We start from the raw sequence: 21,608 nt of genomic DNA, 5'->3' as shown, positions 1-21,608 counted from the left end.
GGGTTGTGACCGGGGGACCTGATTCGACGCTGCTGGTGATCCTTCCTGCCTGGAACGAGCAGGACGCGCTCCCGCGGGTCCTCGCGGAGCTGCAGGTGGCGCTGCCCGGCGCGGACCTCCTCGTCGTCAACGACGGCTCGACCGACCGGACCGCCCAGGTGGCACGCGAGGGGGGCGCCATGGTCCTCGACCTCCCGCTGAACCTCGGGGTCGGCGGCGCCATGCGGGCAGGCTACAAGTTCGCCGCGCGCCGCGGCTACGACGTCGCGGTCCAGGTCGACGCCGACGGCCAGCACGACCCGGCGGACGTCCTGCGGGTCGTCGACGCGCTCCGCACGGAGCAGGCCGACGTCGTCATCGGCGCACGCTTCGCCGGGCGCGGCACGTACGCGGTCCGGGGCCCCCGACGCTGGGCGATGCGCCTGCTGTCCTCGTCCCTGTCCCGCGTCGCGAAGACGCGCCTCACGGACACCACGTCCGGGTTCAAGGCCTCCAACCGCAGGGCCATCGCCCTCTTCTCCGTGGACTACCCGGCCGAGTACCTCGGAGACACCATCGAGTCCCTCGTCATCGCGTCCCGTGCGGGACTGCGCATCCGGCAGATCGGCGTGGAGATGCGCCCCCGAGTCGCGGGGACCCCGTCGCACAACCCGGCGAAGGCAGCCATCTTCCTCGGGCGTGCGGTCCTCGCCCTCGTCATCGCGCTCACCAGACCCGCCCACCGGGCGGCCGGAGGCCACGCATGAGCGGCTACTACTTCGCCCTCGCCGCGTGCGTCGCGCTCGTGGTGTTCCTCGTCGTGCTCCTGCGGCGCAGGCGGCTGCGGGAGAAGTACGCGACGGCCTGGATCCTCCTCGCCCTCGGCGTGTGCGTCCTCGGGGCGTTCCCGGGCGCGGTCGAGGCCGTCGCCTCCGTGGTCGGTGTCCGGACGCCGAGCAACCTGCTGTTCGCGCTGGCCCTGGTCGTCCTGCTCGGTGTCTGCATCCAGCTGAGCGTCGAGATCACGATGCTCGAGGAGGAGAGCCGCACCCTCACCGAGGAGATCAGCCTGCTGCGCTACGACGTCGAGGAGCTCGCGGCGCGCGTCGGCTCCTCGCCCGCCGCGTCACCCGCGAGCGCACCAGCCCTCCCGTCCGCCGTGCAGGACCCGGTCCCGGATGCCGGTCTCGGCGGGGCCCTCGTGGACGTCGTCCGCGCACCTGCCGACGTCCGCGACGACGGGTGACCGAGCCCGTCCAGCCCGCGCGGGCCACCCCTGACCGGTCCATGCTCTGGGTCGCCACCGGCCTGGGGGTGTTCGGCCTCGCCAACTTCGTCTTCCTGGCCCTCGTGGGTCGTGACCTCGGGCCGGCGGGCTCCGCACCCGTGGCGGTGGCCTGGACGATCCTCAACGCCGTGGGCATCGGTCTCTTCCAGCCCCTCGAGCAGGAGACGAGCCGTCGGTTGTCCGCCGGGCGTGCCCGCCGCGAGGTTGGGTCGCACCTCGGCGGCATGGTCCGCTACGCCGTGCTCGCCGGGGCAGTCGTCGTGGTCGTCGGGCTCGTCGGTGCTCCATGGATCGCCGACCGCCTGTTCGCGGGCGCGCGCGACATCGTGGTCGTGGTGGTGCTGGGGCTGCTCGGCCAGGGCGTCGCCTACTTCGCCCGCGGGGTCCTCGCCGGCACCGACCGCTTCTCGAGGTACGGGATGCAGCTGGCCGTGGACGGACTCGTGCGCATCCTCGCCGCCGGTGTGCTCTTCGCGTCCGGTTCCGGGTCACGCCTCGGCTACGGGCTCGTGCTCGTCGCCGCGCCCCTCGCCGCGACGCTCCTCACCGTCGCCGTGAGCACGCTGGTCCGTGTGTGGAGCGACCGGACCGGTGAGCACGCGACGACCGGCATGACCGGTCTGGTCGCCTCGTCGACGTCCAGCCAGCTCCTCGCGAACCTCGGGCCCGTCGCGATGGCGTGGCTCGCCACGGCCGCCGAGCAGGACCTCAGCGGGCGGTTCGTCGCCGCGGTCACCGTCGCACGCATCCCCCTGTTCCTCTTCGCCGCGATCCAGGCCGTCTTCCTGCCCGCCCTGGCGGCCCTCGTGGCGGCGGGCCGGGCCGACGAGTTCTCCGCGACGGTGCGCCGCGCGTCACTCGCGACCACCGGGCTCGCCGTGGCGGGCGTCGGAGGCGTCGCCGTCCTCGGGCACTGGGTCATGCGCCTCATCTACGGGCCGGAGTTCACCATCGGGACGGGGCCGCTCGTCCTCGTCGCGGTCTCGGGCGGGCTGTTCATGCTCGCCCAGGTCTGCGCGCAGGCCCTGCTGGCCCACCACCAGGAGCGGACGACGGCCGTCGGCTGGTCCGTCGGCGTCGTCGCGGCGCTCGTCACGCTCGCCGGGCCGTGGTCGCTGCCCGTTACGGTCGCCCTCGCCCTGTGCGTCGGGTCGGCCGTCTCCCTCGTCGTGCTCGCCGCCGCGCTCGTCGTGCGGGTGCGCGCCTGGCGCGCGGAACCCACCCCTGCCCGCCCCACGACGGAGGTCGACGGATGACCGGACCACGTGTCAGCGTGATCATGCTCGGATACGGCGCGGAGGAGTACCTCCACGACGCGGTGTCGGCCGTCCTCGCCTCCGAGGGGGTGGAGGTCGAGGTGCTGCTCGTCGACAACGGCGCCGCGCCGGAAGCCCTCGCGCTGGTTCCCGAGGATCCTCGCGTGCGCGTCCTCGCGCCGGGCAGAAACCTCGGCTTCGCAGGCGGGGTCAACCACGGTGCCGCCTACGCCCGCGCACCGTTCCTCGCCCTGGTGAACAGCGATGCGGTCGTCGAGCCGTCGACCCTCGCTGCCCTCGCCGCCCACCTCGTCGACGACGGGGTGGGCATCGCGGGCGCGACCATCCTGCTCGCCGACACACCTGACCTCGTGAACTCCGCGGGCAACCCGCTGCACGTCCTCGGGCTCAGTTGGGCGGGGAGCATGGAACGCCCGGCAGCCGAGATCACGGAGGTTCGCGAGGTGGCGTCGGCGAGCGGCGCGTGCCTCATGCTCCGCACCACCGTCTGGGAGGACCTCGGGGGGTTCCCCGACGAGTTCTTCGCCTACGTCGAGGACATGGAGCTCAGCTGGCGGTGCTGGCAGCGAGGGCTGCGCGTCGAGGTGCTCCCCCACGCACGAGCCCTCCACCATTACGAGTTCTCCCGCAGCCCCTTGAAGATGTACCTCGTCGAGCGCAACCGGCTCCTGCTGCTCCTCACCTGCCACGAGGCCCGGACCCTCGCGGTCCTCGCACTCCCGCTCCTCGGGTTCGAGGTGGCCATCGCCATCGTCGCCGGCCTCCAGGGCTGGGGTGCGCAGAAAGCCAAGGGGTGGTGGTGGATCCTCACGCACGTCGGGTGGGTCCGGTCCCGCAGAGCGCTCGTGCAGTCCACGCGCACCGTGCCCGACGGGGCGCTGACCCGACTCGTCACCGACACGTTCGACCCCGCACAGACACCGCTGCCCAGCGCTGCGTCCCCCCTGGAATCCGTCCTGCGGGCCTACTGGAAGGGCGCGCGCCGCATCGTCGAGAGAAGGAGGACCACGGCGTGACCGCAGTCGACGAGAACCGATCTGACCCCGCTCCGGAGCCGGTGGAGGGCGAGGCCCCCCGCTGGGCCAGGCGTCTCCTGACGTCCGGCCGGGCCACCCCGCGCCGCTCGTTCTGGTGGGCCTTCGCCGCGTTCTTCGCGGTCAGCGGCCTCTGGGCGCTCTCGAACCCCCTCATGGCGTCCGTCGACGAACCCGCGCACGTGGTCAAGGCTGCAGCGACGGTGCGCGGTGCGGAGGACCTCAGCGAGGACGGGGATGCGACGGGCATCGGCCTCGTGGAGCTGCCTCATCTCTACACGCAGCTCGCGCTCTACCCCAACTGCTTCGCCTTCCAACCGAACCAGCCCGCGGACTGCCAGCAGGAGCTGTCCGGCGACACCGACGCACCCGAGATCGTCGCCACGTCGGCGATCAACTACAACCCCCTCTACTACGCGCTGGTCGGCTGGCCGGTGCTCCTCCCCGACGGCGAGCACACCGTGTACGCGATGAGGCTCGTGTCGGCCCTGCTCTCGTCCGCGCTGCTGGCCTTCGCGGTCGCGGTCGTCGCCGGGACGCGGCTCCGCACCTGGGTGGGGCTCGCGATCCTGCTGTGCGTCACCCCCACCGTCGTGAACCTCCTGGGCTCCGTGAACCCGCAGTCCGTCGAGGTCACCGGCGCCGTCCTCCTGTGGGTCTCCCTCCTCGCCCTGCTCCGGTCGCCCGATCCGTCGGCTCGCACGATCCGTCTCCTCGGGGTCGTCGTCGGCGCCGTGTTCGTCGCGAACGCTCGCGGACTGGGCCCCATGCTCGTGGTCGTCATCCTCGTCGCGTGCATCCTCAGCGCACCCCTCCGACGCACCGTCGACCTCGTCACGGACCGTCGCACCTGGTGGGCGCTCGGTGCGAGCATCCTGGCGTGCGCCCTCGGGACCCTGTGGATCCTCGGCGCCGACTCGCTCCCGTCCGGGTCAGGCGACGTGGGGATCCCGCTCAGGGACAACATCATGAAGACGCTCGGCCTGACCAGCGCGTACGTCGAGCAGCTGTTCGTCGCACTCGGCTGGTTGGACGTGGGCGCTCCGCAGTGGGTCATCTACCTGTTCGTGACCTGCGCCGGCGTGCTCGTGGTCCTCGGGTGGGCGGCCGGCACGGCCCGCGACCGGTGCGTCGTGGCGATCGTCGCCGCCGGGACGTTCGCCATGCCTGTCGTCATCCATGCGGTGCAGGCCGACAAGATCGGGTTCTTCTGGCAGGGCCGCTACGTGCTGCCCGTCGCCATCGGTGTCCTGCTCCTCAGCGCGGTCGCCGTCTCCGGCAAGGACCACGCGCTCCCGCGGTGGTTGACGCTCAACGTCATCGCCACGGTGGGCACCATCCTCGTCACGGTCCAGACCATCACGTTCTACGTGAATCTCCACCGGTACGCGGCAGGCTTCGACGGCGGATGGGTCCTCGCCGAGCCCCTGAGCTGGACACCCGTCCCTGCCCTCGTGCTCACGGTGCTCTACGGGCTCGCGTGGGGACTGCTCGTCACCTCTACTACCCGGTCATGCATCACGACCACCTCACAGCCGTAAGGTCGTCGTCCAGCGAACCCGACGGACTCGTGGAGTCTCGTCAGCGATGAGCCGTCGCCCCCGCTGACGAGACCCGCGAGAGCTCGCCGACGTCCAAAGCGGCACCCGGGTCGCCCCACAGGCGACACGCTCCCGATCGTCGCCCCGACCGGCTCCGAATCTCGGTCGAATGACTGTTCCGCGGTGTGTGCTAAGGGACCACGACTGTGCGGCATCCGAGCAGCGCGTTCCGGCCGCCGCTCGCGTCGATCGCATAGGCACAGACCACACGTCGCCCCGAGTCGACACGGATCGACGTGTCGAATCCGCGCATCGGCCCGAGACCGTAGATCCGTCCGATGTCCGACCTCATCCGGTCGGCCGTCAGGCCCTGTGTCGGAATGCCGTCGACGTAGACGTGCACTCGCACCGGATCGGACGTGTCGGGGTCGAGGGCCCAGCCGTGGATCCGAACCTCCCGTGACAGCGACGCCGAGACGGCGTCGATCACGCCGATCGGCACCGCATTGGTCACGGTGACCGTCCGACAGCCGATGCGTGGATTCCCGCCTCCGTTCGAGTCGATGGCGAAGACGCACACCTCGTGCTTACCGGCAGTGGCCGGGATGACCACGTCGAATCCATGGGCGGATCCTCGTCCGTGGATACGCCCGACGTCCGGCCGGTCCTCGGACGCAAGCACGCCCCGCACCAGACGACCGTCCACAAAGAAGTGTGCTGAGATCGACGCATCCGTGTCTGGGTCAAGCATCCACCCTGACACCCGGATACCGTCTGTACCGACTGGTTCGGCACGGTCGATCACACCGATGGGCACCTTGTTCTGCACGACGACGTCACGACAGCCGAGCACCGTGTTCGACCCGGGACCCACGTTGATTCCGTACAGGCACACCGTGTGCTTCCCTGCGCGGGCCGGCATGCTGCCGGAGAATCCATGTCGGGGGCCCGCCTCGTTCGGTGCCGACTTCTGCACATCCGCACGGGGCTGATCTGCGGAGATCGCGAGCATAGGACGCCCATCGAGGTACGCGTGGACCCTGATCGGGGACGTGCTGTCCGGGTCTCGCGCCCACCCCGAGAACGAGATCGTCGACGACGTCGACGAGACGGTGTCGATCACTCCGACCGGGTTCGACGCCAGAACCATGGCCTCGCGGCACCCAACATGGACGTTCGAGCCGCCTCCCTGGTTCAGATACCTCACGCACACGACTCGCTTTCCTGCGGCTGCTGGAACCTGAGCGTCGTAGCCGTGCCTACCGACATCGGCACGCTGCTGGTCCGCCGAGAAGGTAGCGGCCTTTCGTCCGTCGACCAAGACCTCGACCTGTATCGCGCCGGTCGTGTCAGGGTCTCGAGCCCAGCCCGCGACCCGGACGGAGCTGTTACCACCTCGGACAACGTCCCAGGACCCGATGGGCGACTCCCTCACCACCTGGTTGGACAGCGCCGCGACACGATTACGGATGTCCCCGAGCCGGTTGTAGAGATTGATTCCCGGGCATGCCGTGGACTGGGAGTCCCGATGAGCGAAGATCGTGTTGAAGGTCACGGATGTTCCCGCTGGGAACTTTGTGGCCCCGCCGCCGGAGACGAGAGTGACGTTCGCGTTCGCGAGGATTCGGTGCTGCGTGAACTTCCAGGCGATGATCTGGCTGATGGACTCCGCCATGGCTGCCGAGACGGGTGCGTCCTGGTAGTTCCCGATCGCGGAGACCCCGATGACGCGCGAGTTGAACCCGCCGACGTGGACACCGATCACGGGCTGGTCGATGCCTCCGGCACGACCCTCGTAGATGGTGCCGAACTTGTCGACGAAGAAGTTGTAGCCCACGTCGCACCACCCACGGCCACCTGCCGCCTCTGGGCGCGTGTGGTACTCGTAGATGCCGCGGAGCAGGCCGGGGACCTGAGCCGCCGTGTAGCTGTTGGACGACGCGGTGTGGTGCACCACGGCCGCGAGCGTCGCAGCGCTGTACCCACCGGAGCAGACGGGCGCACCGACGCCCCACTGGGCTCGCGTGACGATGCGCGGCTGCGGCATGACGGCCGTCGCTAGAGCGAGGGCGCGCGCGTCGGCCGGGAGCGCTGCGCTCATGGGCTCGACGGTCATCTCCGCGGTGCGGGCGTCGGCGGGCTGCTCGGGCTCGACCGGCTGCACGGGAGCGATGGGCTCGCTGGGCGGCGCCGTGTCCCTAGGGGCCTCGGTGGTGGGCGACGTCTCCGGCGCCGTCGGTTCCGTCGGCTCGATGCCGGGTTCCGGTGTGGCGTCCGACGTCGGTGCGGTGGTGTCGGGGTTTGCGGTGGGCGACGGGTCGGTCGGCTCGGCGTCGGCACCAGCGTCGGGAGCGGGCGCTGGTGTGGGTGCTCCCGAGCTGGTGCTCGCCCCATCACCCTCGGGACCTGCCCCGGGGTCGATGAGGACGATCTTCACGTTCTCAATGGTCCCTGTGGACGACGACACCATGACCTGCACACCGGTGGAGTCGGGCACGAAGATCGCGTCGGTCGCTCCTCGTGTGGGCGGTTCCTGGCCGGACTCGTCCTCGACCGAGAGTTCGGCGGGTGCGGCCCATCCCCAGTCGGTCCACGCCCCCTCACGGAACGTGCGGAACTGGACGACGACGTCCTGCAGGCCAGGATCGAGGTCCCAGGTGACGCCCATCACGCTGAAGGGGTCGACGGTGAGCTGCTCGGTGAGTGCCGCCGGGGTCGTGCCGTCGGGGAGGACCCCCAGCGGGTCCTGGACCTCGAGGCCGGGGTCGAGGTCCGGTTCCGCCGCTGCCGTGACGTCTCCGACCGCCGCGTCGGCCTGCTCCAGCTCGGCCTTGGCGACCGGGTCGACACCGTCGACCTCGAGCTCCTCGACGTCGGTGGGCGTGGTCGCCGTCCGGGCGTCCGTCGTCACGGCCGGCTGGGCGGCGACGGACCGGGTACCGTCCGCCGCCGCAGCCACCGGCAACCCGACGAGAAATCCGGACAAGACCAACGACGTCGTGACACAACCGGCGAGAGCGCGCTTCCTTTTCCCCTGCATGCGCCCAGGCTAAGCACGTGTCGGCCGTCACGGACGGCGGACGCGCCGATTCGCCCGGGCGATAAACACGCCCGGTCCGCCGCGCCTCCGGAGCGCCTTCCCACCCGGTTGGTACGTTCCGGGAAACACCGTCGACCCGTCACAGTTCAGAGGATCATGCGTTCCCACAAGCCTCTCGTCATCACCGTCACCGCCGTCGTGCTGGTCCTCGCCGCTGCCCTCGGGGCCGCGGCCCTCACCGGATGGGGCCCGTTCTCCGACGAGCCGACAGCGACGCCCGCGCAGAGCGCGTCGCCCACGTCCGCCGCGCCGACGGAGACCGACCCGTCGACGCCGCCCGCGTCGACGGCTGACCCGGAGCCCACCGAGGAACCGACGGAGGCGTACACCGAACCGGCGGAGGAACCGACGAGCGAACCGACGTCGCCACCGCCGGGGACGACGGTGGACGTCGTCATCACGTTCGCGGACTGGGTTCCCGAGGCCGCGGCGATCGAGGCCAGCGCCTATGTCACCACGATCGACGAGTCGGGCTCGTGCACCCTCAAGCTGACGTCCGGCAGCACGACGAGGACGGCGACGATCCCCGCGCTCCTCGACGCGTCGACGATGAGCTGCGGTGGAATCCTCATCCCTGGCTCGGCGCTGTCGAGTGGTACCTGGACGGCTGTCGTCACCTACGAGTCGGCGTCGTCCTCCGGCTCGTCCGCACCAGCTGAGGTGGTTGTCCCGTGAAGACGCGTACACCGCGCCCGATCGCCCTGTCCGTCGTCCTCGCCCTCCTCTCCGGCCTCCTCGTCGGGCTGACGTTCACCGTGACACCACCGGCGTCGGCCGCACCGGTGACCGACTTCGATCCGGGCAACATCATCAGCGACGCCGCCATGTACGACGCCCGCTCGATGTCGGCCTCGGACATCCAGAGGTTCCTCAACGTCCGCGGCACCAACTGCGTGCCCACCGCGGGCAACACGTGCATCCGCAGCTACCGCGAGTCGACACCGAGCCGCGCCGCAGACGCCCTGTGCCGCGCGCCCTACGCCGGGACGAGCAACGAGTCGGCAGCGACGATCATCGCGAAGGTGTCCGTCGCCTGCGGCATCAACCCGCAGGTGCTCCTCGTGACCCTCCAGAAGGAGCAGGGGCTGATCACCGCGAGCGCCGGCAAGTCGGCCTACACGTACTCACGAGCGCTCGGGTTCGGGTGCCCCGACAACGTGGGCGGTTGGTGCAACCCTGAGTACGCCGGGTTCGCCAACCAGGTCTACTCCGCGGCGAAGCAGCTCAAGCGGTACGCGGCGAACCCCACGAGCTACTCGTACCGGGCCGGCCGCACCAACACGATCCTCTTCCACCCCAACCGCGCCTGCGGGTCGTCGTCCGTGTACATCCAGAACCAGGCGACCGCGAGCCTCTACAACTACACGCCGTACCGCCCGAACTCCGCGGCTCTCGCTGCCGGCTACGGTGCCGGCGACTCGTGCTCCTCCTACGGCAACCGGAACTTCCACTTGTACTTCAAGGCATGGTTCGGGAGCCCAGCGAATAAGGCCGCCCCCTTCGGAGTGTTCGACACAGCCACCAACAGGGCCGGGACTAGCGCGGTGCGTCTTCAGGGGTGGGCGATGGACCCCAACACTTCCGAACCCATCCGCATCCATGTCTATGTAAATGGCAAGGCGAAGCTCTCAACTCTCGCTTCGTCGTCACGGCCCGACGTCGAGGCGGCCTACCGCAATGGAGCCGCGCACGGATTCGACGTCGAGGTCGAGGTCGGCGCCGGGACACACGCTGTCTGCATCTTCGCCATCGCGGCGTCAGGTGGGAACAACCCACAGATCGGGTGCAAGAGCGTCACTGCCCAGAATCTTCTCCCCCGGGGATCTTTTGATGCCGTGGCCGCCGAGCCCGGAGCCCTCCGTGTCCTAGGCTGGGCCTTCGACCCCGACACCCAGGACTCGATCCGAGTCCATGTCTACGTCGACGGAGCACCACGCGCCTCGATCGCCGCCGACAAGTCCAGGCCTGATGTCGGCCGAGCAGAGGGACGTGGCGATCACCACGGATTCGATACCTCGATCCCCGTCCCTGCGGGGCACCACCGAGCGTGCGTCTACGGGATCGACGCCACCGGCGGAGCGAACTCGCTCCTCGGGTGCAAAGGGATCACGACGAAGAACGCGCCGCCCCGGGGACTGATCGATACAGCCAGTGGTGCAGGGGGCAACGTCACGATCTCGGGATGGGCTTTCGACCCCGACGCGGCAGGTCCGGTGCGGGTGCACATGTACGTCGACGGGGCGCCTCGGATGGCCGTCACAGCCGACACTCACCGGCCGGACGTAGGACGCGCTCTCAAGATCGGAGATCATCATGGATTCAGTGCATCAGTTTCGGCCACGACCGGAACTCATCGGGTGTGCGCGTACGCGATCGACACCTCTGGTGGTCCCAGCGCATCCATCGGGTGCAAGAACGTCGTCGTGAGCAATAAGCCGCCTATCGGGAACGTCGACTCAACGACGTCGACAAAGGCCGGCATCATCACCATGAGTGGTTGGGCAGCCGACCCAGACACGCAGAATCCAATCTCAGTCCGCGTCGCGCTCGACGGCGTTCCGATCCGAACCTTGGTTGCCTCGGTCCCTAGACCGGACGTCGCACGATCAGTAGGGCTCGGGCCCGACCATGGTTTCGCACTGGACATCCCTTCACGCAACGGTCAGCACACTGTCTGCGTCACCGCGCTGGACAGTTCGTCCGGTAACCCCACGTCCATCGGGTGCCGTTCGGTCACGGTCCTCGACAGCCCGGCGGTGGGAGCTCTGGAGTCGGCTACTTCCACGGCGGCGACGCTGTCGTCCTCCAGTGCGCCCAGTCGCTCGCGAATCGACGTTGCAGGGTGGGCGTGGGACGCAGACCTCCTGGACGCGACAACGGTCGAGGTCCTCGTGAACGGGGACCTCGCTGCAACCGTCACAGCCGACAAGGCCCATGCTCCGTTGCCCGGTGTCCCGAGCTCGGCGGTCGGCTTCACCACAAGCATCGAGACAATCCCAGGAGCCTATGAGGTCTGTGTCCGAGCGATCGACCCTCAGGCTCCGGCTACCCCGCTGGGTTGCCGCAAGGTAGAGGTACCGAACTCCGCCCCCATCGGCATCCTCGACTCGGTCACTGCGACGGCAGGTGGTGCAACCGTGGGTGGATGGGCCATGGACGCAGACAGCAGCGGATCGCTCCGCGTGCATGTCTATGCCACTGACGCCGCGGGCACCAGGTTCGGCACCCCCTTCACAGCGGATCAACGTCGCGACGATCTAGACCGCGTGTATCAGAATGGGGCTTTGCACGGTTTCTCCGGGAAGTTGACCCTACCGCCAGGTCCGTACACTGTCTGCGCGTATGCAGTCAACTACCCCTCAGGCCCGAATCCGGCAATCTCCTGCAATGCCATTCTGGTTACTTCCTAGAGTGAATTCCCATCAAGATCTCGACATAGCGCTTTCCCACAGAATCGATCGAGAAGTCGTTCGCACGCACAGAAGCAGCCCTTCCCAAGTCGTCGACCAGAGAAGGTGATTGCGCAAGGTCCCTGAGCGCATCAGCAAGCGAGTCGGCCGAGCCGGGAGTAACGAGCATGCCCGATACACCGTCGACCACCGCTTCATTGAGCCCCGGCAGGTCCGAGGCAACGACCGCGCAACCAGCACCCATCGCCTCCAGCAGCGCGACGGGCAAGCCGTCCTGGTCACCCGACGAGGCAAGCACGGACGGGGCTACGACGACGTCGTGCGTCGCGTACTCTCGTGACAGCTCAGCGCGTCCCAGCTGTCCCAGGAACGTGACCGGCAATCCTCTCGCTTCCTCTTCGATCGCTGCTCGCAACGGACCGTCGCCAACGACGCTTAGCGACACCGTAGTCAACTGAAGGATCTTTAACGCCCCGAGGAGGACCGACAGCCCCTTCTTCTCAACGAGCCGCCCCACGAAGAGCAGCTTCAACTGTTCACCCGCTTCCCGCTCGGCGCGAGTCGTCAACCTTATCGCCGCCAGATCTGCCCCCATAGGCACTACCGACACCGACTCCCGCGGGGCCCCGAGCGATCGAACCCGTTCCGCCATGTCCTCATTCATCACGGTCGTTCGCCGAGCGCGGCGTACGACGAGCGACTTCAACCAACGGACCGGGGTCAAGTTCAAGGCGTAGAGGTCACCGCCGAGGGTAGTCACCAAGGCGGGTACACGAGGAGCAGCGAACGTCGCCACCACTCCCTGCGGGATGATCCAATGAACATGCATGACATCGGGGCGGAACGTGCGGACCGCACGGCGGACAGCGATAGCCTCGGCCACGAAGAACGGCACGACCTGGAGCCAGCGAGTGCGCCGCGCGCGGAGGTTCTCGATGATCGCCCCGTGGGCCAGGTCCTCCCATCGACGTGGGAAGAAGGCGAACCTGCGCACTTCGAGGCTACCGATACGCTCACTCCGGGCACCGCCTGGAACGCGGGGGACGAGCACCATCACCTCGAAGTGTTCCGCCTCGCGCTCTGCCAGATCCTTCACGAACGCTGGGGTACCGTCGTCCTGTGCAGCGGGGAACGTAGAGGCTAGGACGAGAAGACGCGGTCTGCTGTTCACCCCGCAAGAGTACTCAGGAGATTCATGTTGAAGGCACCCTCTGGCGCGACGATCGTCGGCGCAGCCGGGTTCATCGGTTCGGCACTGTCGCAGGCTTTCGACGCGACGGGTCGGAGTGCTGTCCAGGTCGGGCGGCACGACCGACTGGCCGAGGGCACCCTGCTATGGGACCAGGTGGTGGCATCCTCGACGGTCTTCTGGTGCGCCTCGAGCATCAACCCTCAGATCGCTGCAGAGCATCCCGAACGCATCGACAGGGACCGCACAGAGTTCTCCGGCTTTCTCGACCGGTTGATGGCGTCCGGCTCACAGGCCCGCGTCGTCCTCCTCAGCTCCGGCGGCACCGTCTACGGCGACGCTTCCACGCCGCCCTTCACCGAGAGGTCACCGACTGTCCCGACCTCTGCGTACGGGGTTGCGAAGCTGTCGATCGAACGTGAGCTCCTCGAACGCACCGGGCGCGGACTCGTCGTTCGGGTATCGAATGCGTACGGTCCCGGCCAGTACCCTGCGCCAGGCCAGGGTGTCATCGGGCACTGGCTCAGGGCGTTACGTGACGGCCGGGAGATCGTCGTATACGGAGGTCCCGAGATCCTCAGGGACTACCTCTACATAGACGATCTCACCGAGTTCTTGCTCGCCGTTCACGACTCCAGGGGGGACCTGCCTCCTGTGTTGAACGTCGGTTCCGGTGAAGCAACGAGTCTCTCGACGGTCCTGGCCGCGGTGGGCACGGTCAGCGACCGCCATGAACTTTCTGTGGTCCGCCACCCGGCCCGGCCGTTCGATCTCCGGGAGTCGTGGCTCGACGTGAGCCTGGCAGGGACGGTTCTCGGCTGGCGCCCGCGCACGGCGGTCGAGCCTGGCGTGACGGCGATGTGGAGATGGCTCGCGGGCGCCCGCGCTGGACAGCGCACATGAGCGAGGTGATTCCAGTCCCAGACGATCGCCGTGCCCGTCGGCCCGTTCGGCAGACCGTCAAGATCCTGTTCGGGGTCCTCGCCGTCGGACTTCTCGTCGCGGCCGTCTACTCCCAGCGCAACGAGTTCATGGAGGCTGTGTCTCGCCTCGCCTGGACCACCGTGGTCCTCTCCTTCGTACTCGGACTCGTGGCGCTCTTCGCCAACATGATGTCGTGGCGCGGCGCGATGGCTGGGGTTGGCGCACCGTTGCCCATGGCAGCAGCCGCCCGCGTGTTCCTCATCTCACAGCTCGGCAAGTACGTGCCCGGCAGCGTGTGGCCAGTCCTCGTCCAGGTCGAGCTCACCAAGGAACGTGGCATCTCTCGAGTGCGGAGCACCACAGGAGCCCTCGTGGGCATGGCCGTGGGCGTCGTCACCAGCGCCTCCGTCGCCTCGGTGCTCCTCGTCACGTCAGCGCAGGACGCGTTGGACGACTACTGGTTCGTGCTCCTCGTCGTCCCCCTGGGCGTGACCGCTCTCACCCCGCCGGTGCTCAGAAGACTCCTGACCGTGGCGGCGAAGGCGACGCGGAAGGAGATCGTCCCGCCTGACCTCACATGGAGAGGTCTCCTGACGTCATCGGCTTGGTCGGCCCTGATGTGGGTAGCGTTCGGCTTCCACGCATGGGTGGTCGTCCGTGACCTCCTGCCGGACGGCGCACCCGGCATCGCCCTGACCATTGGCGCCTTCGCCTTGGCGTGGCTCGTCGGCTTCCTCATGATTCTCGCGCCAGCCGGGGTGGGAGTCCGCGAGCTCGCGCTCGTCGTCGCGCTCGGTGGGGCGCTCTCAGTCCCGGATGCTCTGGCCCTGGCGCTGGTGAGCCGGGTCCTGCTCACCGTCGGCGACGCCATCGCCGGCGGTGGAGCGCTATTCCTCGCGCGCCCCCACCGGAAACTCCACGCCGAGATCGCTCACGAGTGAAGGTGTCGATCGCAGGACAGGCTGAGCCACAGGCACACCGGCGGGAGATTCGGGGAGCTCCGGACGGGTGTACTGAATCTCTTTGATCCGCTCGAGTGTGTCCTCGAGGAGCACCCGGTTGGTCCTTTGAAGATCAGCGATGACCAGCAGGGCGAAGGACAGGAGCGATCCGACGAGCATCCCTGTGCCGAATACCAGTGACTGGACGTGACCGTTGGCGTCCCCTTGGAGCATGAAGACGAAATACCTGACGAACGGCACGAGCGCCAGGACTCCGAAGAGGACGCCGAGCGTGAGGAACACCATGTACGGCTTGAACATCACGTAGCTGCGGCTGATCGCCGAGGCCGACTTCACCATGTGCTGGCCGATGTTCTTGAAGAGCCGGGACTCTCGCGTCTTGGCGTTCGTGGTGATGGGGACGCTGGCGATACGCAGACGCTTGTTGCCTGCCTGGATGATCGTCTCCATGCAGTAGCTGAACTGTGTGACGACGTTCAGCCTGATGAGAGACGCCCGCGAATAGGCCCTGAACCCGCTCGCAGCGTCAGGAAGCTGCGTCTCGGCGGCCTTGTTGACGACCGCGCTACCGACTCGCTGCATGACCTTCTTGAAAGGAGAGAAGTGCGCGATCGTCGCAGTCTGGCGGTCGCCGATCGCGATGTCGGCCTCACCCGCGAGGAGCGGCTGCACGAGCTCGGTGATGCTCTGCTGGGGGTACTGGTTGTCGCCGTCCGTGTTGACGACGATGTCCGCCCCGTGCCGGAGCGCATAATCGACTCCGTCACGGAACGACCGCGCGAGGCCCATGTTCCGTGTGTGCCGGACGATGTGATGCACACCGTGGGCACGGGCGACCTCGACGGTCCGATCGGTGGACCCGTCATCGATGATGAGGATCTCGATCGAATCGATCCCCGCGATCTCTCGAGGGATCGTCTCGAGGACGGACGGCAGGGTCGTCTCCTCGTTGAGGCAGGGCACTTGGACGAACAGTTTCATGGCACTCTCACGTCGGCGGGACAACCACACCATGCTAGCGGCTGTGCCGACCATTCCTCGCGAGACCAGTCGCTACGCTGTGCCGATGAGCTCCAGTCCTCTCCGTGTCGCCATGACGGTCGAACAGCTGTGGCAGCCGGTGCCCGGTGGGTCCGGAACCTACATCGACGCCTTGGCATCGGCGTTCGGCGCGGTGGAGGACATCGAGGTTCATGGGATCGCCGCCCGTAGCGCTCGCGCCGAGCCGGGTCGATTCACGGCGGCACCGCTAGAGACGTCCGGTCTCCCCCGACCCGTCCTCTACGAGGCGTGGTCGAGGCTCCGACGCCCGCGAGTCCCAGGACCAGGGGGGCAAGCCTCTTCCGGCTATGACGTCGTCCACGCGACGACGTGGGCGATCCCTCCACGGTCGGCTCCACTCGTGGCCACGGTCCACGACACGGCCTTCCTCCGGAATCCCGACCACTTCACGGCGCGCGGTGTGGCCTTCTTCGAACGGTCGCTGCGGATCGTCCGCCGGGAGGCCGACATCGTCGTCGTCCCCTCCGAGGCGACCCGGACCGACTGTGTCTCCGCGGGGATCGAACCCGATCGGATCCGCGTGATCCCGCACGGCACCGCCCAGCATCGCGTCTCCTCCGACGCCGCCGACGCGTTCCGCGCGCAGCACGGGCTGGCCCGCCCGTTCGTCCTGTGGTGCGGCACCCTCGAGCCCCGCAAGAACCTGCCGGTCCTGCTCCACGCGTTCGAGCGGTTGCTCGAGGACGGGTCGGACCTCGACCTGGTCATCGTGGGTCCCTCGGGCTGGGGCAGCACGAGCGACGAGGTCCGTGCCGCGGTCGACCGTCTACCCGTGGACCGGATCCATGTGCTGGGCCGGCTCAGCGACATCGAGCTCCAACGGGCGTACGCCTCCGCTCGGGTGTTCTGCTTCCCGTCGACATGGGAGGGCTTCGGGATGCCCGTCCTGGAGGCGATGGTTCACGGCACGCCGGTTGTGACTTCCCGGGGAACGTCGATGGCGGAGATCGTCGGGGACGGTGCGCTGCTCGTCGATCCCCTGGACCCTCGTGCCACGGCGGCCGCCCTAGTGCGGGCCGCGGTGGTCGAGCACGACGCTCTCGCCGAGGGAGCGGTGCGTAACAGCTCCCGGTACACGTGGGACCGGAGCGCGCGGGCGCACCTCGCCGCGTACCGCGACGCCGTCGAGCTCGCCGCGACGACTCGGGGCGGTTCACGATGACGCCGCCTCGCGTCCGCGCCGTGGTCGTCACCTGGAACGGTGCGCACCTCGTCGGCCCGTGCCTCGACTCGCTCCTCGCCCAGGACCTCCCCGACGGGGAGGTCGAGGTCGTCGTCGTGGACAACGGGTCCACCGACGGGACGGTCGCGCTCCTGGAACGGGACTACCCGGGTGTGCGGGTCCTCGCCACCGGTCGGAACCTCGGCTTCGCCGGTGGGGTCGAAGTAGGGCTCGCCGGGCTCGACTCCCCGTACGCGGTCCTCCTCAATAACGACGCGACGTTCGAGCCGGACGCTGTCCGGCTCCTCGTGGAGCACCTCGACCGCCCCGAGAACGCGGCGGTAGGCGCGGCGACCGCGCGCATTCTTCTCACAGACCAGGATGCGCAGGGCCGGGTGCTCGTCAACTCCACCGGCAACGTCCTCACCGCCTCCGGGGCCGCGACGGACCGCGACTGGCTGGTCCCGGCCGACGTCGAGCACTCCCCCGTGGACGTCTTCGGGTTCTGCGGCGGAGCTGCCGCGCTCCGGGCAGCGGCCCTAGAAGAGGTCGGTACGTTCGACCCCGACCTCTTCCTCTACTACGAGGACACCGACCTGTCGTGGCGCATGCGGGCCGCCGGCTGGTCCGTCCACTACGTCCGTGGAGCCGTGGCGCACCACCAGCATGCCGCGAGCTCGGACGCCACCAGCCCGCTGTTCCGCTTCTACAACACCCGGAACTCGCTGCTCGTCGTCGCGCGACACGCTCCCTGGCCGGTGGTCGTCAGGTCGTCGGCCCGGCAGGTCGCGGGCCTCGCCCGTCACACGCTCGCACGGAGCGAGGACCGCCGGCTCCTCGCGGCCCGTGCCCGCGCACTGATCGCGTTCGTCCGGCTGCTCCCGAGAACCCTGCAGCGCCGCAGGGCGGTGTGGTCCGGCGAGCGTCGTGCCGGCCGACGACCCGTCTACGACGTGGGCGTCGGCCGGGCGGACTGAGGATCAGCCCGGCGTGCCCTTGACGAGGCGCTTCACGCGGCCACCTGCACGACGAGAGAGCTCCACGGGTCCTCCAGCGGCGAGGTACCCCTTGACGAGCTTGAGGTCACGGGTGAGGCTCCACGGCTCCTTGTCGGCGGGGTGGGCGACGCGGTCGCTCGCCCCGAGCTGCGCGGCGAGGTCCGGGGCGCGCCGGGGGAAGCGGCAGAAGTCGACGAGCGGCTCGAGCACGTTCGTCCACCGGTAGGCCTCGGCGAACTCGCGGACCGCACCACGCACCTCGGTGACCGCTCCCTCGTCGAAGAGCATCTCCTTGAGCGCGGCCTCCAACGCGTCGACGTCCTCAGGACCGACGACCCGTCCGAGGTTGTGCTCGGCGATGAGGGTCCCGAAGGTGTCCCCACCTGTGGCGACGATCGGCAGGTTGGCCCACAGGTAGTCGAGGATGCGGGTGCGGAAGCTGAACGCGGTCTCGATGTGGTGGAAGTGCGTGGAGACCCCGAGGTCGGCGTCGAGGAGGTAGTTGCTTCGCTCGTTGTACGGCACCCAGCCGGTGTTGAAGAACACGTGCTTGCCGGTGAGCCCGAGCTCCTCGGCGAGCTTCTGCGTCTCCCACGCGACCTGCATGTCGGGCACCCCTGGGTTCGGGTGCTTGAGGCCCATGAAGTAGAGCTTGACCTCGGGGTGGCGCTCGACGATCCGCGCCACGGCGCGGATGAGGGTGAGCGGGTCGAACCAGTTGTAGACCCCACCACCCCAGATGATGACCTTGTCGTCGACGCCGATACCGGGGACGACGCCCTTGATCGCGTGCTGGGTCTGCACGGGGTCCTCGTCGGCGATGCCGAACGGGACGACGGAGATCAGGGAGTCGAGACTGTGGTCCTCGTCATACACGAGGGCGTTGACGCGCCCCTGGCCGGCCATCTGCCCGAGCCAGAAGTCCCGCTGCTTGTCGGACGCGCAGAGGACGAAGTCGGCGCGCTTGAGCTGCTCGTTGAGGATGCGGCTGGTCTCACGGATGGATCGGGCGCGGCCTGCCTCGCCGAGGTCCCGTGCTTGCTCGAGCTGCTCGAGGTGCATGGGGTCGTACACGTCCGCGACGAGGATCTTGCTGCTGTCCTTGAGCCATGGGGCACCCTCGAGGAGGAAGCCCTGGAAGATGATGATGTCGGCCCAGTCGGTGATCTTCTCGAGCTTCGGGCCCGCCTGGTACATCACCTCGAAGTCGGGGCTCGTCACCTTGGCGCCCGCGGTGGAGAGCAGTCGCACGTCGTGGTCGCCCGCGAGCGCCGACGCGATCTCCCAGGCGCGGATCGCGGGGCCGGCCATCCGCTCGAGCAGGGGCTCCCCCGTGACGACGAGGATGCGGCTGCGTGACGTGAAGTGCTTGGCGACGCCGAACGCCTCGACGAGCACGTCGTGGGCGCTGTTGTACCCCTCGATGGCGTAGGCGGGCTCGATGGCGTGGCGGAAGAGCGGGAAGATCTCCCGGTCTGCTCGGCGTCGCAGACGCTGGAGCTCTGCGCGGCTCTCCATGAGGGTGTCGAGGTTGTCGGTGAAGTAGTCGATCGCGTAGCTGCCGGTGAGGGCCATCTTCTGGATCTCGAGCGTGCCGACGTCGTCCCCTCCCGGCGACCGCTGGAGGTCGAGGGCCGTCGCATCGGTCTCGGTGCGAGCGAGCGAGCGACGGATCGCGAGAGCCATGGCGGCGGGGAGCGCCTTGGCGAGGGACTCGTCGTCGAGGTTCTTGTACATGGACATGAGGGCGTTGCGCTCGAGGAGGTACGTCTCACGGAAGTTGCCGAACTTCTTCATGGTCACGTGGTGCTTGTGGAACGCCAGTGACGTGGGGACGTAGCGCATGCGGTGCCCGAGGATGTTCAGGCGCCACCCGAGGTCGACATCCTCGTAGAACATGAAGAAGCGCTCGTCGAAGCCGCCGATCTCGCGGTACAGGTCGGCGCGGACGAACATCGCCGCCCCGGTCCCGAAGAGGACGTCCTTCGGGACGTCGTACTCGGGGGAGTCCGGGCGCTCCGCCTCCCGCTTGTATCCCATGCCGTACCAGGTGAGCGAGCCGTCGGCGTAGTCGACGAGCTCGCCGTCCCAGTCGAGGACCTTGCTCGCGACGGCGCCGATGGTGGCGTCGGACTCGAAGGCCTCGACAGCGGCACGGATCCAGCCGGAGTCAGGGCGGGCATCGTTGTTGATGAAGGCGACGTACTCGCCCCGCGAGTGCGCGACACCGAGGTTGCAACCACCTGCGAACCCGGTGTTGCCGCCCGCATCGACGACCTTCGCAGCGGGGACGGCCGCACGGATCCTCTCCACGCTGCCGTCCTGGGAGTCGTTGTCGACGACGATGAGCTCGAAGCGGTCGCGCGGCCAGTCCACCTCGTCGAAGTACCGCAGGCACGTGATCGTGTCCTCCGAGCCCTTGTAGTTCACAAGGATCACCGAGACGAGTCCGCGCTGCAGGCCCTCCTTGGGTGCGGCGATGGAACCGGGCTTCGAAGACACACATCCTCCTGGGAGTCAGAGCGGCGAGCGCTCGGGGGGGCAGAGTCGCTCGGCTGGCCCGCGCTGCGGGCGACGCCATCCTATCGGGGCGGACGGAGCGCACCCGGACATTCGGTATTGTGACTGTCGCTGTCCCACCCGACCCAGGTGGCGCGCAGGGGGCCTGCTCCGACACGAAGGACATCATGACCACACCGTACGAGGACCGTGCTGCCGCCCTCGCGAAGGAACCGCTACGCACCGCCGGTCCACGACTCGGGTTCGCCTCGGGCACTCTCTCCTCGATCAGGGACATCCTTGGGCAGCGAGAGCTGTTGGGCATGCTCGTCCGCCGAGAGCTCAAGGCTCGGTACAAGGACAGCACGCTGGGGTTCGTGTGGAGCCTCATGCGCCCCATCGCGATGCTTCTCATCTACTACATCGCGCTCGGGAAGTTCCTCGGCGCCGCGCGGGACATCCCCGACTTCGCGATCTTCATCTACACCGGACTGACCGCGTGGGGGCTCTTCTCCGAGGCGGTGAGCGCCGGCACAGCCTCCGTGGTGGCGAACTCGGGCCTGGTGAAGAAGGTCTACCTGCCGCGGGAGGTGTTCCCGCTCAGCGCCATCGGGTCAGGACTCTTCAACTTCGGGATCCAGCTCGTCATCCTCCTGGCAGCCACGATCGTGGCCGGGCACTTCCCGACGGGCGCACGGTGGGGCTACTTCATCCCGGCGCTGCTCATCCTCGTCCTCTTCGGTACAGCGCTCGCGCTGCTCCTCAGCGCGTGGAACGTATACCTCCGTGACATCCAGTACCTCGTCGAGATCTTCATCATGATCTTCTTCTGGGTGTCCCCGATCGTCTACTCGTGGGAGCTGTTCACGGGGCAGGTCGTCCGATCCTTCGGCGAGGGCACCATGAGCACGTTCCTGCACGAGCTCTACCTCGCGAACCCGGTGACGCTGGCGATCCTCGGCTTCCAGCAGACCTTCTGGGTCTCCGGGGACGGCAAGCCGGTGCCCGACCATCTCGGTGAGCGCATGATGATCGCGGTCCTGGTCGGGCTCGCCCTCGTCTGGTTGTGCCAGCGTGTCTTCGCGCGCCTCCAGGCCAACTTCGCACAGGAGCTGTGATGACCACCGTCATTGAGATCGAGAACCTCTCCAAGCACTTCGTCATCCGCAAGGAGAAGTCGCTC

At 68.3% G+C, this 21,608-nt stretch carries 16 protein-coding genes; 12 read left to right on the top strand and 4 right to left on the bottom strand.

Annotation, left to right across the window (positions count from 1 at the left end):
- The first annotated feature begins 5 nt into the window (after positions 1-5).
- Genes JAV76_RS07135 through JAV76_RS07115 form a run of 5 tightly spaced genes read left to right on the top strand, consistent with a single transcriptional unit; the run spans position 6 to position 5,119 of the window.
- Positions 6-746, top strand: coding sequence for a glycosyltransferase family 2 protein (locus JAV76_RS07135; RefSeq protein ID WP_198733326.1), 741 nt, complete (start codon positions 6-8; stop codon positions 744-746).
- Positions 743-1,225 (top strand): DUF2304 domain-containing protein, encoded by a 483-nt coding sequence (locus JAV76_RS07130; protein WP_198733325.1) that lies wholly within the window; start codon positions 743-745, stop codon positions 1,223-1,225. Before JAV76_RS07135 ends, JAV76_RS07130 begins: the two co-directional genes overlap by 4 nt.
- The gene (locus JAV76_RS07125; protein ID WP_198733324.1) at positions 1,222-2,523 is read left to right on the top strand and encodes a lipopolysaccharide biosynthesis protein; all 1,302 of its coding nucleotides are present in this window, start codon (positions 1,222-1,224) and stop codon (positions 2,521-2,523) included. Before JAV76_RS07130 ends, JAV76_RS07125 begins: the two co-directional genes overlap by 4 nt.
- Positions 2,520-3,560, top strand: a complete 1,041-nt coding sequence (locus tag JAV76_RS07120) for a glycosyltransferase family 2 protein (RefSeq protein WP_198733323.1) — start codon at positions 2,520-2,522, stop codon at positions 3,558-3,560. The genes JAV76_RS07125 and JAV76_RS07120 overlap by 4 nt, the downstream gene beginning before the upstream one ends.
- Complete coding sequence (locus JAV76_RS07115; RefSeq protein WP_198733322.1) at positions 3,557-5,119, top strand: DUF2142 domain-containing protein; 1,563 nt, start codon at positions 3,557-3,559, stop codon at positions 5,117-5,119. The genes JAV76_RS07120 and JAV76_RS07115 overlap by 4 nt, the downstream gene beginning before the upstream one ends.
- Positions 5,120-5,309: 190 nt before the next feature.
- Here the strand turns inward: JAV76_RS07115 and JAV76_RS07110 are convergent, their stop codons facing one another.
- Entirely contained in the window at positions 5,310-8,105 is a 2,796-nt protein-coding gene (locus JAV76_RS07110) for a peptidoglycan recognition protein family protein (protein WP_198733321.1), read from the bottom strand.
- A 210-nt stretch (positions 8,106-8,315) separates the two neighbouring features.
- Here JAV76_RS07110 and JAV76_RS07105 point away from each other — a divergent pair, with 210 nt between their 5' ends.
- Complete coding sequence (locus JAV76_RS07105; RefSeq protein WP_198733320.1) at positions 8,316-8,894, top strand: hypothetical protein; 579 nt, start codon at positions 8,316-8,318, stop codon at positions 8,892-8,894.
- Positions 8,891-11,629, top strand: coding sequence for a hypothetical protein (locus tag JAV76_RS07100; protein WP_198733319.1), 2,739 nt, complete (start codon positions 8,891-8,893; stop codon positions 11,627-11,629). The genes JAV76_RS07105 and JAV76_RS07100 overlap by 4 nt, the downstream gene beginning before the upstream one ends.
- Here JAV76_RS07100 and JAV76_RS07095 read toward each other — a convergent pair.
- The gene (locus JAV76_RS07095; protein ID WP_198733318.1) at positions 11,619-12,800 is read right to left on the bottom strand and encodes a glycosyltransferase; all 1,182 of its coding nucleotides are present in this window, start codon (positions 12,798-12,800) and stop codon (positions 11,619-11,621) included. The genes JAV76_RS07100 and JAV76_RS07095 overlap by 11 nt on opposite strands.
- Positions 12,801-12,824: 24 nt before the next feature.
- Between JAV76_RS07095 and JAV76_RS07090 the strand changes: the two genes are divergently transcribed.
- Positions 12,825-13,721, top strand: a complete 897-nt coding sequence (locus tag JAV76_RS07090) for an NAD-dependent epimerase/dehydratase family protein (protein WP_198733317.1) — start codon at positions 12,825-12,827, stop codon at positions 13,719-13,721.
- Positions 13,718-14,683: a lysylphosphatidylglycerol synthase transmembrane domain-containing protein gene (locus JAV76_RS07085; protein ID WP_198733316.1), complete on the top strand. Its 966-nt coding sequence runs from the start codon at positions 13,718-13,720 to the stop codon at positions 14,681-14,683. Before JAV76_RS07090 ends, JAV76_RS07085 begins: the two co-directional genes overlap by 4 nt.
- On the opposite strand, the gene JAV76_RS07080 is transcribed toward JAV76_RS07085, so the two are convergent.
- The gene (locus tag JAV76_RS07080) at positions 14,630-15,685 is read right to left on the bottom strand and encodes a glycosyltransferase family 2 protein (RefSeq protein ID WP_198733385.1); all 1,056 of its coding nucleotides are present in this window, start codon (positions 15,683-15,685) and stop codon (positions 14,630-14,632) included. The two genes, JAV76_RS07085 and JAV76_RS07080, sit on opposite strands and share 54 nt — an antisense overlap.
- On the opposite strand from JAV76_RS07080, the gene JAV76_RS07075 reads away from it, so the two are divergent.
- Together JAV76_RS07075 and JAV76_RS07070 are read left to right on the top strand one after the other, a co-directional pair.
- The gene (locus JAV76_RS07075; RefSeq protein ID WP_307844059.1) at positions 15,573-16,928 is read left to right on the top strand and encodes a glycosyltransferase family 4 protein; all 1,356 of its coding nucleotides are present in this window, start codon (positions 15,573-15,575) and stop codon (positions 16,926-16,928) included. The genes JAV76_RS07080 and JAV76_RS07075 overlap by 113 nt on opposite strands.
- Positions 16,925-17,905, top strand: coding sequence for a glycosyltransferase family 2 protein (locus JAV76_RS07070; RefSeq protein ID WP_198733314.1), 981 nt, complete (start codon positions 16,925-16,927; stop codon positions 17,903-17,905). The genes JAV76_RS07075 and JAV76_RS07070 overlap by 4 nt, the downstream gene beginning before the upstream one ends.
- 3 nt (positions 17,906-17,908) lie before the next feature.
- Here JAV76_RS07070 and JAV76_RS07065 read toward each other — a convergent pair whose 3' ends face one another.
- On the bottom strand, positions 17,909-20,428 hold the full coding sequence (locus JAV76_RS07065; protein WP_307844058.1) for a glycosyltransferase: 2,520 nt from the start codon (positions 20,426-20,428) through the stop codon (positions 17,909-17,911).
- Between the two features lie 185 nt (positions 20,429-20,613).
- On the opposite strand from JAV76_RS07065, the gene JAV76_RS07060 reads away from it, so the two are divergent.
- Positions 20,614-21,543: an ABC transporter permease gene (locus JAV76_RS07060; protein WP_198733313.1), complete on the top strand. Its 930-nt coding sequence runs from the start codon at positions 20,614-20,616 to the stop codon at positions 21,541-21,543.
- Positions 21,544-21,608: the final 65 nt, after the last annotated feature.

The organism is Sanguibacter suaedae (genome assembly GCF_016342785.1).
In the GTDB taxonomy this organism is placed as follows: Bacteria; Actinomycetota; Actinomycetes; order Actinomycetales; family Cellulomonadaceae; genus Sanguibacter; species Sanguibacter suaedae.
This window is presented reverse-complemented; position numbering and strand designations above follow the sequence as displayed.

Excerpts from the sequence above, each read along its gene's own strand:
- JAV76_RS07130 (WP_198733325.1), top strand. The coding sequence starts at position 743 with ATGAGCGGCTACTACTTCGCCCTCGCCGCGTGCGTCGCGCTCGTGGTG.
- JAV76_RS07120 (WP_198733323.1), top strand. The coding sequence starts at position 2,520 with ATGACCGGACCACGTGTCAGCGTGATCATGCTCGGATACGGCGCGGAG.
- JAV76_RS07105 (WP_198733320.1), top strand. The coding sequence starts at position 8,316 with ATGCGTTCCCACAAGCCTCTCGTCATCACCGTCACCGCCGTCGTGCTG.
- JAV76_RS07090 (WP_198733317.1), top strand. The coding sequence starts at position 12,825 with ATGTTGAAGGCACCCTCTGGCGCGACGATCGTCGGCGCAGCCGGGTTC.
- JAV76_RS07085 (WP_198733316.1), top strand. The coding sequence starts at position 13,718 with ATGAGCGAGGTGATTCCAGTCCCAGACGATCGCCGTGCCCGTCGGCCC.
- JAV76_RS07075 (WP_307844059.1), top strand. The coding sequence starts at position 15,573 with ATGATGAGGATCTCGATCGAATCGATCCCCGCGATCTCTCGAGGGATC.
- JAV76_RS07080 (WP_198733385.1), bottom strand. The coding sequence starts at position 15,685 with ATGAAACTGTTCGTCCAAGTGCCCTGCCTCAACGAGGAGACGACCCTG.
- JAV76_RS07070 (WP_198733314.1), top strand. The coding sequence starts at position 16,925 with ATGACGCCGCCTCGCGTCCGCGCCGTGGTCGTCACCTGGAACGGTGCG.
- JAV76_RS07060 (WP_198733313.1), top strand. The coding sequence starts at position 20,614 with ATGACCACACCGTACGAGGACCGTGCTGCCGCCCTCGCGAAGGAACCG.